This is a genomic window from Agromyces fucosus (genome assembly GCF_004134865.1).
GTDB lineage: Bacteria > Actinomycetota > Actinomycetes > Actinomycetales > Microbacteriaceae > Agromyces > Agromyces fucosus.
This window is the reverse complement of record NZ_SDPO01000003.1, coordinates 346790-362852: the sequence shown is the minus strand read 5'-3', so window position 1 is coordinate 362852 and position 16063 is coordinate 346790. Positions and strand designations below refer to the sequence as shown.

At 71.0% G+C, this 16063-nt stretch carries 15 protein-coding genes; 7 read left to right on the top strand and 8 right to left on the bottom strand.

Annotated elements, in window-relative coordinates; translation table 11 throughout:
* Positions 1 to 3 precede the first annotated feature (3 nt).
* Positions 4 to 1188, bottom strand: a complete 1185-nt coding sequence (locus ESP57_RS13235) for a baeRF11 domain-containing protein (RefSeq protein ID WP_129231908.1) — start codon at positions 1186 to 1188, stop codon at positions 4 to 6.
* Positions 1189 to 1271: 83 nt separating this feature from the next.
* The gene (locus tag ESP57_RS13230; RefSeq protein WP_243648527.1) at positions 1272 to 2714 is read right to left on the bottom strand and encodes an FAD-binding oxidoreductase; all 1443 of its coding nucleotides are present in this window, start codon (positions 2712 to 2714) and stop codon (positions 1272 to 1274) included.
* Positions 2715 to 2928: 214 nt separating this feature from the next.
* On the opposite strand from ESP57_RS13230, the gene ESP57_RS13225 reads away from it, so the two are divergent.
* The gene (locus ESP57_RS13225; RefSeq protein ID WP_129231906.1) at positions 2929 to 3999 is read left to right on the top strand and encodes an LLM class flavin-dependent oxidoreductase; all 1071 of its coding nucleotides are present in this window, start codon (positions 2929 to 2931) and stop codon (positions 3997 to 3999) included.
* Positions 4000 to 4060: 61 nt separating this feature from the next.
* Here ESP57_RS13225 and ESP57_RS13220 read toward each other — a convergent pair whose 3' ends face one another.
* From ESP57_RS13220 to ESP57_RS13215, 3 genes are read right to left on the bottom strand one after another with little or no spacing between them, the layout of a single operon-like run.
* Positions 4061 to 4300, bottom strand: coding sequence for a PLDc N-terminal domain-containing protein (locus tag ESP57_RS13220; protein ID WP_115960640.1), 240 nt, complete (start codon positions 4298 to 4300; stop codon positions 4061 to 4063).
* A 13-nt stretch (positions 4301 to 4313) separates the two neighbouring features.
* A complete protein-coding gene (locus ESP57_RS18465) occupies positions 4314 to 4475 on the bottom strand; it encodes a hypothetical protein (RefSeq protein ID WP_165877473.1) in 162 nt (53 codons plus the stop codon).
* Between the two features lies 1 nt (position 4476).
* The gene (locus tag ESP57_RS13215) at positions 4477 to 4953 is read right to left on the bottom strand and encodes a DUF6325 family protein (protein ID WP_129231905.1); all 477 of its coding nucleotides are present in this window, start codon (positions 4951 to 4953) and stop codon (positions 4477 to 4479) included.
* A gap of 199 nt (positions 4954 to 5152) precedes the next feature.
* Between ESP57_RS13215 and ESP57_RS13210 the strand changes: the two genes are divergently transcribed.
* Complete coding sequence (locus ESP57_RS13210; protein ID WP_129231904.1) at positions 5153 to 7519, top strand: arylsulfatase; 2367 nt, start codon at positions 5153 to 5155, stop codon at positions 7517 to 7519.
* Between the two features lie 55 nt (positions 7520 to 7574).
* Here the strand turns inward: ESP57_RS13210 and ESP57_RS18460 are convergent, their stop codons facing one another.
* Entirely contained in the window at positions 7575 to 7991 is a 417-nt protein-coding gene (locus ESP57_RS18460) for a hypothetical protein (RefSeq protein WP_056011717.1), read from the bottom strand.
* A 200-nt stretch (positions 7992 to 8191) separates the two neighbouring features.
* On the opposite strand from ESP57_RS18460, the gene ESP57_RS13200 reads away from it, so the two are divergent.
* Together ESP57_RS13200 and ESP57_RS13195 are read left to right on the top strand one after the other, a co-directional pair.
* Entirely contained in the window at positions 8192 to 9982 is a 1791-nt protein-coding gene (locus ESP57_RS13200; protein WP_129231902.1) for an ABC transporter ATP-binding protein, read from the top strand.
* Positions 9979 to 10875: an energy-coupling factor transporter transmembrane component T family protein gene (locus ESP57_RS13195; RefSeq protein WP_129231901.1), complete on the top strand. Its 897-nt coding sequence runs from the start codon at positions 9979 to 9981 to the stop codon at positions 10873 to 10875. The genes ESP57_RS13200 and ESP57_RS13195 overlap by 4 nt, the downstream gene beginning before the upstream one ends.
* Before the next feature lie 71 nt (positions 10876 to 10946).
* Here the strand turns inward: ESP57_RS13195 and ESP57_RS13190 are convergent, their stop codons facing one another.
* The gene (locus tag ESP57_RS13190; protein WP_129231900.1) at positions 10947 to 11906 is read right to left on the bottom strand and encodes an FKBP-type peptidyl-prolyl cis-trans isomerase; all 960 of its coding nucleotides are present in this window, start codon (positions 11904 to 11906) and stop codon (positions 10947 to 10949) included.
* 179 nt (positions 11907 to 12085) lie between these two features.
* Here ESP57_RS13190 and ESP57_RS13185 point away from each other — a divergent pair, with 179 nt between their 5' ends.
* Complete coding sequence (locus tag ESP57_RS13185) at positions 12086 to 12901, top strand: class I SAM-dependent methyltransferase (protein WP_165877472.1); 816 nt, start codon at positions 12086 to 12088, stop codon at positions 12899 to 12901.
* 12 nt (positions 12902 to 12913) lie between these two features.
* Here ESP57_RS13185 and ESP57_RS13180 read toward each other — a convergent pair whose 3' ends face one another.
* Positions 12914 to 13753 carry a sulfurtransferase gene (locus ESP57_RS13180; protein ID WP_129231898.1) on the bottom strand — a complete coding sequence of 280 codons (840 nt, stop codon included), beginning with the start codon at positions 13751 to 13753 and terminating at the stop codon, positions 12914 to 12916.
* 235 nt (positions 13754 to 13988) lie between these two features.
* Between ESP57_RS13180 and ESP57_RS13175 the strand changes: the two genes are divergently transcribed.
* Complete coding sequence (locus ESP57_RS13175; RefSeq protein ID WP_165877471.1) at positions 13989 to 15182, top strand: ABC transporter substrate-binding protein; 1194 nt, start codon at positions 13989 to 13991, stop codon at positions 15180 to 15182.
* A 10-nt stretch (positions 15183 to 15192) separates the two neighbouring features.
* Positions 15193 to 16062: a branched-chain amino acid ABC transporter permease gene (locus ESP57_RS13170; protein WP_056011735.1), complete on the top strand. Its 870-nt coding sequence runs from the start codon at positions 15193 to 15195 to the stop codon at positions 16060 to 16062.
* Position 16063: the final 1 nt, after the last annotated feature.

Sequence of the window (16063 nt, the reverse complement as noted above, 5' to 3'; positions counted from 1 at the left end):
GGCCTACGCCAGCGCGAACCGCAGCTCGGCCATCGCCGGACCCGACCAGACCTCCCCGTCGAGATCGTCGCTGCGCACCGTGACGACCTTGCCGCCCTTCGACATCACGAGCAGCGCGAGCTGCGGCAGCAGGTCGCCCGCGTGCGTGCCGTCGTGCAGCTGCTCGCCGGCACCGTGACCGCTCGCGAACTCGATCGCCCCAGACTCGCGATCGAGGGTGCCGTTCACCGAGGTCGTGAAGTCGAACCAGAACACCTCGACCGCGCCATCCGCCGCTTCACGGGCGATCGCCGCGAGGTCCCGCTCGACCCGGCCGGCGGTGCCCTCGGTGAGCTGACGCAGGGCTCCGTCGGCCTCGGCGACGTTCAGCCGCCCGAGTTGCTCGCGCAGCGCCTCGTCGATCTCGGCGGCGCCCAGCCGATCGGGTGCACCGGGGACGGTGACGACACGGCGCCCGTTGCGGATGCGATCGGCGAAGAGGCTGAGCAGCGGCTCTGCGGCGAAGACGAAGAGCGGCACGTGCTCGTCGGGATCGCGTTGCATGAGCTCGTGCCGCGTGGCGTCGGCGACGCGCTTCGCGTAGAGCTCGAAGAATCCCTTGCGGCGTTCGTCGCCGCTCACACCGCGGTCGCCGTGCTTGCCGCCGCGCGGCTTGTCGTCGTTCTCGGGGTCGCGGTTGATGGCGTCGTCGAGGCTCTTGTCGTGCGACTCGTCGACGTCGAGGCGCACGGCACGGTCGGTGGGGGTGGCATGCCAGAGCGACCATTCGTTGGCCGACAGGGTGAGCGCGAACGCCTCCTGGTCCTGGCTCGGCGCGCGCAGCAGCTGTCCGAGGGTGAAGTGCGAGCCGACGTGCAGGGCGTCGTCGAGACGGTTCGGCAGTACGAAGACCTCGTTGAAGCCGGGAGCGACGAAGATCGCGATCGACCGGGCGAGGCCCGCCCAGAGCTGCTGGTCGCCGATCACCGCGTCGCGTTCGCGGCGGAGCGCCTCGAGCTCGGCGTTCGCGGCGCCCGAGGCCTTCACCCGTTCGATCGCCTCGTCGAACGAACTCTTCACCGCGACCTCGGCCCGCTCGCGCTCGCTCACCACGGGCGAGGTCGAGGCGTAGATCGTGATCGACGGATGGTGCACCCCCGCCAGCACGGTGAAGTCTGCTGCGGTGGGCAATGCGTAATGTACGGTCATCGTTCCTCCCCCGAGGTCGTGGCGACGACGACGTCGCTCGCACCCCAGCCTATGAAGGCCGGGGCGCGAGCGACAGTCCCCACTCAGCCGATCGGGTGATTCGAACGGATCACTCGGGCCGGGTCGACCGACCGCTTGACCGCGCGCAGCCGCTCGAGATCGTCGCCGAAGAACCGCTCGGCGGGGCGGGCGTGCTCGGCGAAGTTCAGGTAGTCGATGTCGGCGCGCCACGGCTCGACGGCCGAGAGCAGCCGATCGAGCGACGCGGCGAGCGCTGCGCCGTTGTCGGGCATCGCGATGCCGACCCCGAACAGCAGGAAGCCGGCGGCGAAGCCCGCCGTGACGCCGGGCTGCGGAGTGCCATGAACGGATGCCGCGGCGCGCGCGACACCCGGATCCATCATGCCCCCGAGGTGGCGGATCTCGGCGGAGAGCAGGGCCGAGGAGGCATCCGGTCCCACCGCGTCGACGAAGGCGCGGATCGCGGCCGGGGTCAGCTCGTCGAGCATCATGCCGTCGCCGTGCCCGGGAACCGGCTGGGGCGGATCCATGTGCAGCTGCAGCAGCTCGGCCGTGGACTGCGGGTGCACGGTATCGACCTCGGGCACGAGGGCGCGGAGCGGCGCGAGCAGTTCGTCGGCCCGTGCGGGGTCCTCCTGCATCGCGACCTCGACGACGACGAGCGCGCGACCCGAGAGAAAGGGAGGCAGCTCCGGCATCGGCGGCAGGCGCAGCACGCGGGCGACCGAGGTGACGGAGGCGGGAAGGCCGTCGACCCACTCCGACCAGGCGGTGAGCACCTCGGCGGTGCGCTCGATCGGCCAGAGCAGCATTCCGGCGCTCAATGTCGGCACGTCGAAGAGGCCGAACTCGAGCGCGGTGACGATGCCGAGGTCGCCGCCGCCGCCGCGGAGCGCCCAGAACAGTTCCGGGTCGTTCTCGGCATCCACCCGGCGTGCCGCACCGTCCGCCGTGACGAGCTCGATCGCCACGACGTGGTTGGCGGCGAGACCGTGCGAGCGGGCGAGCCAGCTCACGCCGCCGCCGAGGGTGTAGCCGACGACGCCCACGTCGTGGGCGGTGCCGGCGAGCGCGGTGAGCCCGAGAGGCGCAGCCGCGGCGACGACGTCGCCCCACTGCGCACCGGCCTGGACGCGCGCGATGCGGGCCTCGGCGTCGATCTCGACGCCGCGCATCTCGTGGGTGCGCAGGAGGATGACGCCGGCGAGGCCGTCGTCCGCAGCGAGCGGACCGGCATTGTGTCCGGTGGCCTGCGGGGCGACGGCGACGCCGAGCTCCGCCGCCATGCGCACGGTGTGGACGACGTCGTCGGTGGTCGTGGCGACGACGATCGCGGTGGGGCGCTGATCGACCGCGAGATTCCAGGCGGAGCGGGCGGCGTCCCATCCGGGGTCGCCGGAGATGAGCACGCGACCGGCGATGCGGTCGTCGAGGAATGCGAACGCCTCGCGGAGCGAGAGCGTGGCTGGGTCGGTCGTGGCGACCGGCGGCAAGGGGGTGTTCACGGATGCTTCCTTTCGGGATCGTCGCGGGCCCATGCGCGCCCCTCGGGGCGGCGCTCCGACGGCCGCTCTGGTCTCAGGCGGCGCTCGCAACGAGAACCCATACAACGTCGGCACGGTCTCCCCCGCGTCAGGGGTCGCCCTCCGATGCCCTCAGTGGCAGCACCAGCCGGACCACGTCGGAATACCCCGCCCCGCGCCCCGGTTGCCGTGAAGGATGACTTCTTCACCTCGACTCTCCGTGCTCGACCTCATCCCGGTGCGCACCGGCCAGACGAGCGCGGGTGCGCTCGCGGCATCCGTTCGCCTCGCGCAACTCGCCGACCGCTTGGACTTCACCCGCTACTGGTTCGCCGAGCACCACAACATGCCGGCCGTCGCCTCGACGACGCCGCCCGTGCTGATCGCCGCGATCGCGGCCAAGACCGAGCGCATCCGGGTCGGGTCGGGCGGCGTCATGCTGCCGAACCACGCGCCCCTCGTCGTCGCCGAGCAATTCGCGGCGCTCGAGGCGTTCGCGCCCGGCCGCATCGACCTCGGCATCGGCCGCGCCCCCGGCAGCGATCCGGTCATCACGCAACTGCTGCGCATCTCGGGCCCGACGGCCGACGTCGACCGGTTCCCCGACCACATCGCCGACATCCTCTCGCTGCTCTCCCCCGACGGGGCATCGCTGCGCCTCACGAGCGGGCGCGAGTACGCGATCACGGCGACGCCGGCGGCGACGGATGTCCCGACGCTCTGGCTGCTCGGATCGAGCGACTACTCGGCCAAGCTCGCCGCGTCGCTCGGGCTGCCGTACGTCTTCGCGAACCACTTCTCGGGCGAGGGCCTCGAGCGGGCGCTCGAGTTGTACCGCACCGAGTACCAGCCGAGCGAGGCGCACCCGGCGCCCGAGACGTTCCTCACCGTGAACGCGTCGGTCGCACCGACCGCCGAGGAGGCGCGGGCTCGCGCGCTGCCGCAGCTGCACTCGATGGCGCGGCTCCGCACCAACCGGCCCATGCGGCCGCTCGAGACGGTCGAGGAGGCGCTCGCCGCGCCCGCCGACTCCATCGGCGACGAGCTCATCGCAACCATGGAGCGGCGGTGGATCATCGGAGACCCCGCGACCGCGGCATCCGAACTGCGCACCCTCGCGGCGCGCCACGGCATCGACGAGATCATGCTCGCGCCCATCGGCGGCAGCTACGAGGGCGAGGCCCTCGACGCGACCCCCGGGCGGGAGCAGACGCTCGAACTGCTCGCGAACGAGCTGCTCGCCGGCGGCGCATCCGCCGCGAGCTGAATCGCGACGAGCGGGAGCGGTGCATGCGCACCGCTCCCGCTCCGCCTTCGCCCGGTCCCCCTCAGGCGAGCATGGCCTGATCGCCGCCGCGACGGGACGACATGCCGCCGCCGCGCGTGATCAGGTAGATGATCGAGCCGATGAACGGCAGGACGACGAGGAAGAGCACCCAGACCGCCTTCGCCCACCCGCTCAGGGTCGGGTCGCGGAAGATGTCGACGATCAGGTACACGAAGATGCACAGGCACGTGATTCCGACGTAGACCCAGAAGAACACGGTCAGGTAGTCCCACAGCGACATGGCCGCTCTCCCGTCAGATGCGGCGTCGCCGGCGACCCGGAGTCACGGCGGCGCCGACCACGGCGGCCTTCGCGATCGGCGACGGCCCCGGGGTCACGGCGGCGGCAACCACCGCCGTTCTCGCGACCGGTGCTCCGACGACGCCGACGCGTCCCATTCGTGCGGCTCTCAGCATGTCAGGCTCCCTCTTCTTCGTTGGCTTCGTCGGCCTCGTCGGCCTCGTCGGCCTCGAGCGAGGCGATGATCGCCTGGATCGGGATGCGCCCGCTCGCGATCAGTTGTCCGCCGGCGCGGCGGGCGGCTGCGGCGAACGGTGCGGCCCAGAGGTTCTCGTAGACGATCACGCCGGCCACGCTGCCGGGCTCCATCGCGTTCGCGAGCTGCTCCACGTCCTCCGCGGCGAGCAGCTCGGCGAGCTCCGCCTCGAGCGCGACGAGCGGCCCCAGGTCTTCGAGGTCTTCGAACTCGACCGCGTCGACCGAGCCGTCGGCGTCCTTCGTCAGGACGATCGCGTCGATGAGCCGGATCGTGCCGGCCTCCACGAGACGCACGAGCTCCTCGGCGATCTCGCCCGAGAAGTCGGCCTCTCCGGCGGGGAACTCGATGACCAGGTAGTCGACCGGTCCGAGTCCATCCAGTGCCTGCTCCGTCATTGTTGCTCCGATCCATGGCTGAGCGACCGGCGTGCGCGGTCACGGTCTCAGCGTCGCGGAGGGTTCACCCACCGGCATCACCCACATTGGGTGATTCGGCCGCGCTCGGCGCTCGGTACCGTGGCCGGGTCGCCGGCTTCGCCGGGCGAGCTCGACGGCGGTGTCGGCGGATGCCGCGTCAACACAACGGGGGAACAAGATGAAGCCAGATCGCCACGCCCGCACCATGCTGCCGATTCCCGATCGCCCGTCGCCGGGGTTGACGACCTACGACGCCAAGGATCCCGACACGGCGTATCCGCCGATCGAGCCGCTGATGCCACCCGACGGGGCTCCCAACGTGCTCGTCATCCTCCTCGACGACGTGGGCTTCGGGGCATCGAGCGCCTTCGGCGGGCCGTGCGCGACACCGAACGCCGAGAAGCTCGCTGCCGGCGGCCTGAAGTACAACCGCTTCCACACGACCGCCCTGTGCGCGCCCACCCGTGCTGCGATGCTCAGCGGGCGCAACCACCACTCGGTCGGCATGGGCAGCATCACCGAGACTGCGACCTCGGCACCGGGCAACAGCTCACTGAAGCCGAACACGAAGGCGCCGCTGGCGATGACCCTGAAGCTCAACGGGTATTCGACCGCGCAGTTCGGCAAATGCCACGAGGTGCCGGTCTGGCAGTCGTCGCCGATGGGTCCCTTCGACGCCTGGCCGTCGGGCGGCGGAGGTTTCGAGACGTTCTACGGCTTCATCGGCGGTGAGAACAACCAGTACGAGCCCGCCCTGTACAACGGCACGACTCCGGTCGAGCCGCCGGCGACGGCCGAGGAGGGCTATCACCTCACCGAAGACCTGGCCGATCACGCCGTGAGCTGGATCCGCACGCAGAAGGCGCTCATGCCCGACAAGCCGTTCTTCGTATACTTCGCGCCGGGCGCGACGCACGCGCCGCACCACGTTCCGACGGAGTGGGCCGACAAGTACAAGGGCAGGTTCGCCGCCGGGTGGGACGTGCAGCGCGAGCAGACCTTCGCGCGCCAGAAGGAACTCGGGGTCATCCCCGCCGATGCCGAGCTGACGGCACGCCACGCCGAGATCCCCGCGTGGGACGACATGCCCGACGAACTGAAGCCGGTGCTCGAACGCCAGATGGAGGTGTACGCCGGTTTCCTCGAGCACACCGATCACCACGTCGGACGCGTGATCGATGCCATCGAAGACCTCGGCGTGCTCGAGAACACGATCATCTACTACATCGTCGGCGACAACGGCGCATCGGCCGAGGGCACCGTCAACGGGGCCTTCAACGAGATGGCGAACTTCAACGGCATGGCTGCCCTCGAGACGCCCGAGTTCATGGTCTCGAAGATGGACGAGCTCGGCACGCCGAGCTCGTACAACCACTACGCGGTCGGCTGGGCCTGGGCGATGAACTCGCCGCTGCAGTGGACGAAGCAGGTCGCCTCGCACTGGGGCGGCACCCGCAACGGCACCATCCTGCACTGGCCGAAGGGCATCACGGAACAGGGCGGAGTGCGGTCGCAGTTCACGCATGTCATCGACATCGCGCCCACGATCCTCGAGGCGGCCGGGCTGCCCGAGCCGACGATGGTGAACGGTGTGATGCAGTCGCCCATGGAGGGCACGAGCATGCTCTACTCCTTCAACGAACCCGATACCCCCGAGCGTCACGAACTGCAGTACTTCGAGATGTTCGGCAACCGCGGCATCTACCACAAGGGCTGGAGCGCGGTCACGAAGCACCGCACTCCGTGGGTCATGGTCGGCGGCGCGATGATCGCGTTCGACGACGACGTGTGGGAGCTCTACGACGGCAGCGGCGACTTCAGCCAGGCTCGGGACCTGTCGGCCGAGCACCCCGAACGCCTGCACGAGCTGCAGCGGCTCTGGCTGATCGAAGCGGTCAAGTACAACGTGCTGCCGCTCGACGACCGCACCGCCGATCGGCTCAACCCCGAGATCGCGGGCAGGCCGACCCTCATCCACGGGAACTCACAGCTCTTCTTCGCCGGCATGGGGCGCCTCTCGGAGAACAGCGTCGTCAGCATCAAGAACAAGTCGTTCTCGGTGACCGCCGAGGTCGACGTGCCCGACGGCGGGGCCGAGGGCGTGATCATCGCCCAGGGTGGCCGCTTCGGCGGGTGGAGCGTCTTCGTGAGCGGCGGGAAGCTGAAGTTCGTCTACAACGTGCTCGGCATCCAGTCCTTCGAGACCGAGGCCGAGACGCCCATCCCGGCCGGGAACCACCAGGTGCGCATGGAGTTCGCCTACGACGGCGGCGGGCTCGCCAAGGGCGGCGGCGTCACGCTGTACCACGACGGCGAGGCCGTGGGCACCGGACGAGTCGGCGCCACTCAGCCGATGGTCTTCTCCGCCGACGAGACGACCGATGTGGGCTACGAATCCGGCACGGCGGTCAGCCCCGACTACACACCGCAGTCGAGTCGGTTCACCGGCAAGATCCAGTGGGTCCAGATCGATGTCGGCGACGACGACCACGACCACCTGATCGACCCGGAGGAACGCCTGCGGGTGGCCATGGCCAGGCAGTAGCGTCTGTTGGTCGAGCCTGTCGAAACCCGGGTCTCGACAGGCTCTCCCGCGAGGCTCAGGCCGCGAGGCCGAGCCGGCGCAGGTCGTCGCCCGAGGCGCGGTACTCGTCGCCGTCGGCGATCGTGAGTTCGCGCGGCACGCGAGCGCCGTTCTGCACCTTCGCGTCGCGACCGATGGTCGCGTAGGGGCCGACGACGGCGTTGCGGCCGACGACCGCCCGACGACCGACGTGCGCGTTGACGCCGACCACGGCGCGCTCGGCGACGATCGCGTCGCCCTCGACCCAGCCGCCGGGGCCGATCTGTGCACCGCGCTGCACTTCGGCACCCGAGTCGACATATGCCGTCGGGTCGACGAACGCGGTCGGGTCGACCTTGGCGGTCGTGGCCACGAGGCCCCGGCCGTTCACGTGCTTGCGGTAGCGACGCAGGATCCCGGCTTCGTCCTCGAACTCGACGTAACTGATGCCCACGTTCTCCTCCTTCCGGGGTGGTGACTCCACACCCGAACACTGGTACAACACTCCGGCTGACCGGGGAATTCCCGAGCTCGACACCCGGGCGCGGCCGAGCCGGCCGCCGATCGTCCACGGAGCGAAGGTTAGGCTTGCCTGAGCACCACGGATGCCGCGTCGCGGGCCGTCCGACCGAACCACCTCGCCCAGGCCCAGCCATGCCCCCAGCACCCCTGCTCGACCTCGACCGCGTGAGCATCCGCCACGAGGGTGCAGAGGTCGCGACTCCCGTCGATGTCTCCTTCGAGGTCGCCCGCGGCGAGGTCGTGCTGATCCTCGGGCCGAGCGGGTGCGGCAAGTCGACGCTGACCCTCGCGCTCGACGGGCTCGTTCCGCACGCCGTGCCCGCCGCCCTCGAGGGAACCGTGCGCGTCGCCGGCCTCGACACGAGCGAGCACCCCGTCGGCGTGCTGAGCGAGCACGTCGCGATGGTCTTCCAGGACCCGGACGCGCAGATCGTCACCGGCACGGTGCTCGACGAGGTGTGCTTCGCGCCCGAGAACCAGCTCGTCGAGGCATCCGAGGTGCTCGAACGCGCCGAGCGCGCGCTGAAGCTCGTCGGCCTCTGGGACCGCCGCGCGGAGAACCCCGACACGCTCTCGGGCGGCGGGCGGCAGCGCCTCGCGATCGCCTGCGCGCTCGCCATGGCCGCTCCGGTGCTCGTGCTCGACGAGCCGACGGCGAACCTGGACCCCGCCGGCATCGACGAGGTGTACGCGGTGCTCCGCGAACTCGCGAGCGTGCGCGACCACGCGGTCGTGCTCGTCGAGCACAACCTCGACGCGGCCGTCGACCTCGTCGACCGGGTCATCGTGCTCGATGCCGGCGGGCGTCTCGTGATCGACGGTCCGGCCCGCGAGGTCCTGCGCGAGCGCGCCGACGAGCTCGTCGCCCTCGGGGTGTGGCTGCCCGTGTCGACGCTCGCGGCGATGCGGCTGCGCGACGCCGGCATCGTGCTCGACCCGCTCCCGCTCACCCCGTCCGAGCTGGCCGAGGCGCTCGACGCGCTGCCGTCCCTCCCCGCGCCGCTCAGCGCGTCGTCGCCCGTGCGCTCGACCGCCCTGTCGCCGCGTCCGACCCTCTCGATGGGCCCGGGCACGGGATCGACCGGTGCGATCGCGGTCATCGGCGAGACCGCGATCCGCGCACGCGACCTCTCGGTGCGCCGCGGCGGGCGCCGCGGCCCGATCGTCGTCGAAGGCGTCGACCTCGACGTGACTGCCGGCGACTTCCTCGCGATCGTCGGCACGAACGGCGCGGGCAAGACCTCGCTGTTGCAGGCACTCGCGGGCGTCATCCCCGCGCCCCGCGGCACGGTCGACGTGCTCGGCGTCGACCCGGCACGCTGCGCCGCTCGCGAGCGCGCCCGACGCATCGGCTTCGTCTTCCAGAACCCCGAGCACCAGTTCATCGCCCCGACGGTGGCGGAGGAGCTCGCTCAGGGCCTGCATCTGCAGGGCGTCTCCGAAGCCGACGCCGAACCCCGGGTCGAGGCCATGCTCGCGCGCTTCGGCCTCGAGTCCCTGCGCGGCCAGCACCCGTTCCTGCTCTCGGGCGGGCAGAAGCGGCGCCTCTCCGTCGGTACCGCGCTCATCGCCGGTGCGCCGGTGCTCGCACTCGACGAGCCGACGTTCGGACAGGACCGGGCTCGCGCCTCCGAGCTGCTCGACATGCTGCGCACGCTCAACGACGACGGCACCACGGTCCTCGTCGTCACCCACGACCTGCAGCTCGTCGCCGACTACGCGAGCCACATCGCCGTCATGGACAGCGGTCGCCTTCTCGGCGTCGGCCCCACCGTCGAGGTGCTCGCCGGCCCCCTCGTCGAGCAAGCCGGACTCCGGCACCCTCCGCTCGCCCGGGCCACCCGCGGCCTCGCGCGGCACACCGCCTGGCACTCGGTGACCCGGATGTCGCAGCTGCCGGTCTCGTCGAAGGCGTCGTCGTGACCGCGGCTGGCGAGGGCGGCGCGGTCTTCCCCGAGCTCGGAGCAGCACCGGTCGACGGGAGCGAGCCGCACGCGGCATCCGCTGCCCTCGACCCCTTCGCCGAACATCGCACGCAGCGCCCGTCTCGATTCCTCTACGCACTGAACCCGCTCGCGAAGCTCGCCGCGCCGGTGCCCGTGATGGTCGTCGTCATGTTCAGTCGGGGCATCGCGCTGCCGCTCGCGTTCATCGTGTTCGCGGCGGCCGTGCTGCTCATCGGCGCACGGCTGTCGGGCCGCGCGATCGCGGCACTCCTCCTCGGCATCCCCGTCGTCGCGCTCGTGCTCGGCGTCACCTTCGGCGTGTGGATCGACCCCTCGAGCGTGGCCGACCACCCCGAGGCATCCATCACCCTCATCTCGATCGGCGACTGGGACTTCACCCTCGCGGCCTACCTCGTGGGCTTCGCGACCGGCCTCCGCATCCTCGCGATCCTGCTGCTCTCGCTCATCGCGGGCATCACGTCGACCGGCACCGAGTTCGTGCGCTCGATGGTCCAGAACCTGCGCGTGCCGTATCGCCTCGGCTACACCGCCCTCGCCGCGCTGCGGTTCGTGCCGCGGTTCGGGCACGAACTCGAGATCATCCGTGCCGCTCACCGAGTGCGGGGCACGGATGTCGGGCGCGGGCCGGTCGCGGCCGTGCGCCGTTCGCTCGGCTACATCGTGCCCCTGCTCGCCTCGGCGATCCGGCACGCCGAGCGCGTCGCCCTCGCGATGGACGCGCGCGCCTTCGGGGCCCACCGCACGCGCACCGAGCGGCACCTCTCGCCGTGGCGCGTGCGCGACACGGTGTTCGTGGCGTGCTTCCTCGCGGTGAGCGTCGTCATCGCCGTGCTGACCTGGGGGCGCTGACCGCAGGCGAGACGAGCGCAGGAACGACGAAGGGCCGGACGGTCGCCCGTCCGGCCCTTCGTGCGCGAGACCTACTTCGCGGCTTCGGTGCCCTCGATCTCCACGAGGAAGACGAGCGTCTGCCCGCCGAGCTCGTGCGCCGCGGCATCCGTGCCGTAGGCGTACTCCGGCGGAATCGTCACGATGAGCTTGGTGCCGACCTTCTGGCCGACGAGCGCAGCGCCGAAGCCCTGGATCACGCCGTCGGTCGTGAACGTCGACGCCGAGCCGCGCGTGTAGCTCTGGTCGAAGATCTCGCCGGTGGTCCAGCTGATGCCCTGGTACTGCACCGTGACGCTGTCGCCGGCCTGCACCACGTCGCCGTCGCCCTCTTCGAGCACCTTCATCTGCAGCTCGGTCGACGGCTCGGTGTCGGGCAGCGTCACGGTCGGGGCCTCGCCCTCGGCGCCGAACTTCACCTCGGGCACGTTCTCGGTCCACTCGGCGGGCTTCAGCGGCTCCTGCACCTCGACGACGTCGACGACGATGACGACCGTCTCGCCGGCGGCGACGCCGATGGTCTCGTTTCCGGTGTCGCCGTAGAGCGTCGACGCCGGGGCGACGACCACCGAGCGCGAGCCCACGGGCACGCAGTCGATGCCGGCGAGGAAGGACTCGAAGACCTGCTCGTCGCCGACGGTGATCGTGGTCGGCTGCGAGAAGAGGGTCTCGCCGCTCGTGCCCGAGAACGCGGTGACGACGATGTTCATCGGGTCGCCCGCCGCGGTCTCGTCGCCGTCGCCCTCGATGGCGATCGTGCGCTCGAGCTCGTCGGCCTCGAGCGGGGTGGTGAAGGTGGCGGTCGGCGTTCCGCCGAACTCGCCCTCGACCTTCACGCCGTCGCTGAGGTCGCCTGACGGCACATCCATGCACGCCGCAGCGTCGGGGGTCTTCGTCGCTTCGGGCTCCGAACCGGTTGCGCAACCGGCGAGGAGCAGGGCGGTCGCGGAGGCGAGCGCGAGGGGCGCGGCACGGCGCATGGCACGGTTCATGACGGGACGACTCGTTTCGATCAGGGGTGGAATCCCTCCAGTCTGCACCGTTCGGCTTTCGATTGCCTGAGTCCATGGTCACGGAATCCGCACGATCTGCACGCCCGGCGCGGTGCCGCATCCGCGGGCGGGCCGCCGCAATCCGACCGAATGATGCCGATCAGGGACACAATGGGCGGATGGGGGACACGTTGGGGGAACCTGATCTCGCTGGAGGATTCGCGGCTGCGGCCGCGGCATCCATCGAGCTCGACGATGCGCTGTGGAATCCGATCTCGACCGCGGCCGTGGCGAGGGCGCACCCGCGCTTCGACGAACTCGTGCTCGACGCGTGCTGCGGCGACGGGGCATCCGCCCTGCCCACCGCCGAGCTCGTCGGCCCGGCCGGCGTGGTCGACGCGGTCGAATTCGCCGAACCGCTCGTCGAGGCGGCGCGCGAGCGCGCGGGCGAGCGGATGCCGCAGCTCCGGTTGCACGTCGCCGACGTCACGACGTGGGAGCCCACCGGGTACGACCTCGTGCAGTGCGTGCTCGGCGTGTTCCACTTCCCCGACCTCGACGCTGGCACGCGCCACCTGATCGAGCGCGCACGTCCAGGCGGCCGGGTCGCGATCACCGTGTGGGCGCGCGGTGCGTTCGATCCGCTGCCCGAGCTGCTCGCCGATGCGCTGCCCGACGGCGGGGCGTCGCTCGATGCCGCCGTGCCGAGAGCGGCGGGGCTGGAGTCGATCGACACGGCCGGAAGCCTCGCGCAATGGCTCACCGGGCTCGGCCTCACGGGTGTGCGGGCGCACGCGGTGCAGCGGCATCTCGAGCTGACGCCCGAGCTGTCGTGGACCCTCGTCGAGGGCACCGCGCTGCGATTCCTGCTCGGCGGCCTCGGCGCGCCGGCGGTGGCGAAGGTGCGGAAGCGCTTCCTCGCAGCAGTGGAATCGCGTGGCGTCGCGTCGGTCGACGTGACGACGCTCATCGCGATCGGGCAGCGGCCGGCGTAGACGCCCGCTGCGTCAGCCCGCCTCGGGCCCGACCGCGACCGGGCGGCCCTCATCGTTGGACCACTGGCTCCACGAGCCGGGATAGAGCGCCGCCTCGAAGCCCGCGATCGCGAGCGCGGCGACCTCGTGCGCCGCCGTGACCCCCGAACCGCAGTACGCGGCGACGGGCACGCCCCCGGTGACGCCGACGCCCGCGAAATGCTCGCGCAGCGCCTCGGGCGAGCGGAACCGGCCGTCGTCGTCGAGGTTCTCGCCGCTGGGCGCGGAGCGGGCGCCGGGGATGTGCCCGGCACGGGGATCGATCGGCTCGACCTCTCCGCGGTAGCGCGGCGCAGCGCGCGCGTCGAGCAGCACGCCGTCGGCCGGGAAGGCGGCCGCCCCGTCGATGTCGATCACCGGCATCGCGCCGAAGTGCGCGGTGGCGTCACCGGCGTCGGGCACGACATCGCCGATGTCGAGCGGATGTCCCCCGGCCCGCCAGGCCGCGAGGCCGCCGTCGAGCATGCGCACGTCGGCGGCGCCGGCGTGCCGGAGCAGCCACCATGCCCGCGCGGACGACTGGTTGCCGAGGTCGTCCATCACGACGACGGTGTCGCCGTCCCGCAGGCCCCATCGGCGCATGGCCCGGGTGAAGGCGGCCTCGCTCGGCAGCGGATGCCGGCCCTGCCCGGTCACCTCGTGGTCGGCGAGCTCGTGGTCGAGGTCGACGTACACGGCGCCCGGGATGTGCCCGGCCCGGTAGGCGTCGGTGCCGTCGGGCTCGGCGAGCGACCAGCGCACGTCGAGCACGATGGTGCGCTCCCCCGCAGCGAGACGGTCGGCGAGCTCTTCGGCGGTGATCAGGATCGGCATGCTTCCATCCTGCCTCGCCCGGAACCTGCCCGAATGCGCAGCTCCTCGGCGGCTCGGCTCGCCGGGGATGTCGTTCTGCGCGCAACATCCACGCCTCCGATGCAGAACGACACCTTGCGGATGGCTGGCCACGCAACGTATCTTCGAGGGAGTTGAAATAGTGACCGAATGGTCGGTCATGAATCCCCCTACTCAATGTCGAGAACCCGTGAGGGCTCAAAGGAGAGTTCATCCCATGCACCGTGCGCAACGCCGTCTACTCGTCCCCGCCGCGGTCGCGGCATCCATCGCACTCGCCCTGACCGGTTGCGGCGCCTCGAACTTCGGCGGCGACTCGGGTGGCGGTGAGACCGCCGAAGACGGTCCCATCAAGATCGGCGCCGTGCTCGACATCACGGGTGTCGGCGCGAACCTCGGCGTGCCCGAGCAGAACACGCTCAACATGCTCGCCGAGCAGCTGAACGCCGACGGCGGCATCGACGGCCGCGAGGTCGAGCTCATCATCAAGGACAACCAGTCCACCGAAGACGGTGCCGCCAAGGCCACCACCCAGCTCATCGAGAACGACGACGTCGACCTCATCATCGGCTCCTCGCGCACGGGCCCATCGCTCGCCATGCGCCCGCTCGTGGAGGCGGCCCAGGTGCCGACGATCTCGGTCGCCGCGAACGCCGCGATCGTCGACGGCTCCGAGTGGGTCTTCAAGACCGCGCAGAACGACCTCGTCGTGCTCGAGCGCATCCTCGATGACGCCGAGTCGAAGGGCTACACGAAGATCGCCCTCGTGCGCGACGCCACCGGGTTCGGCGAGGGCATCGCCGACATCATCACCGAGCTCGGCGAAGAGCGCGGCATCACCCTCACCGCGACCGAGTCGTTCGAGCCGAGCGCGACCGACTTCACCGCGCAGATGACGAACATCCGCGCGGCCGACGCCGACGCCGTCATCATCTGGGGCATCACCCCCTCGGCCGGTCTCGCGCAGGCCGCGTACGTGCAGCTCGGCGTGAACAAGCCGGTCTACCAGTCGCACGGCGTCGCCAACGACGCCTTCTTCGAGGCCGCCGGCCCCGCCGCCGACGGCGTCATCGCCCCGATGGGCCGCCTGCTCGTCGCCGACGAACTCAGCGACGACGACCCGCAGAAGCCCGTCATCGACCAGTTCATCGCCGACTACTCCGCGGAGTTCGGCAGCTCTCCCTCGAGCTTCGCCGGTCACGCGTACGACGCCTGGCTCGTCGGCACGAAGGCCATCGAGGCCGCCGGCACCGACCCCGAGGCGCTCCGCGACGCGATCGAGGCGACGACCGACCTCGTCGGCATCTCGGGCATCTTCACGATGACCCCCGAGAACCACTCCGGCCTCACCGCGGACGCGCTCATCATGGCGCTCGCCGAGGGCGGCCGCTGGACCCTCTACGAAGAGTGAGCGGCATCCGTTGATCGACTTCCTCCAGCTGACGGTGGCGGGGCTCTCACAAGGGTCCGTGTACGCCCTGCTCGCCGTCGGCCTCATCGCCACCTACACGGTAAGGCACGTCGTGAACATCGCCCAGGGCGACTACGCGACGCTGGCCGGCCTCGGCAGCATCTCGCTCGTCACGGCCGGCCTGCCCCTGCCCGTCGCCATCCTCATCGCGCTCATCTCGGTGACGCTCGCCTCGGTGCTCATCGAGCGGCTCGTCATCGCCCGCGTGAAGAACCTCACGACGCTCGTCTCGATCATCCTGACCCTCGGCGTCTCGACGCTGCTGCAGGCGATCATGCTCCTCATCTGGGGCGCGGAGGCGAAGCGGCTGCCGGCCTTCCCCGGCAGCGACCTCACCCTCGGCGGCGTCAGCATCCGCTCGCAGGAGCTCTGGATGCTCGGCGCCCTCGTGGTCGTCGGCGGCGGCGTGCTGCTCTTCTACGAGAAGACCCGGTGGGGCAAGGCGCTGCGCGCGAGCGCCGAGCAGCCGGTCGCGGCCCGCATCGTCGGCATCTCGCCGGCCGCGGCATCCGTCATCGCCTTCGCGATCGCCGGTTTCGTGGGCGCGACGGCCGGCGTGGTCTCCTCGCCGATCTACCTCTCGATCTGGTCGGGCGGGCTGCTCCTCGGCCTCAAGGGGTTCGTGGCGGCGGTGCTCGGCGGGCTCGTCTCGTTCCGGGCGGCGATCGTCGGCGCGCTGCTGCTCGGCATCATCGAGTCGTACGTCGCCGGCTACGTGGCATCCGGCTGGAAGGATGCGGTCGCGTTCTTCATCCTCATCATCGTGCTGATCATCCGACCGGCCGGCCTCGTGCTGCGCCCGAACGCCGTGAGGGTCTGAG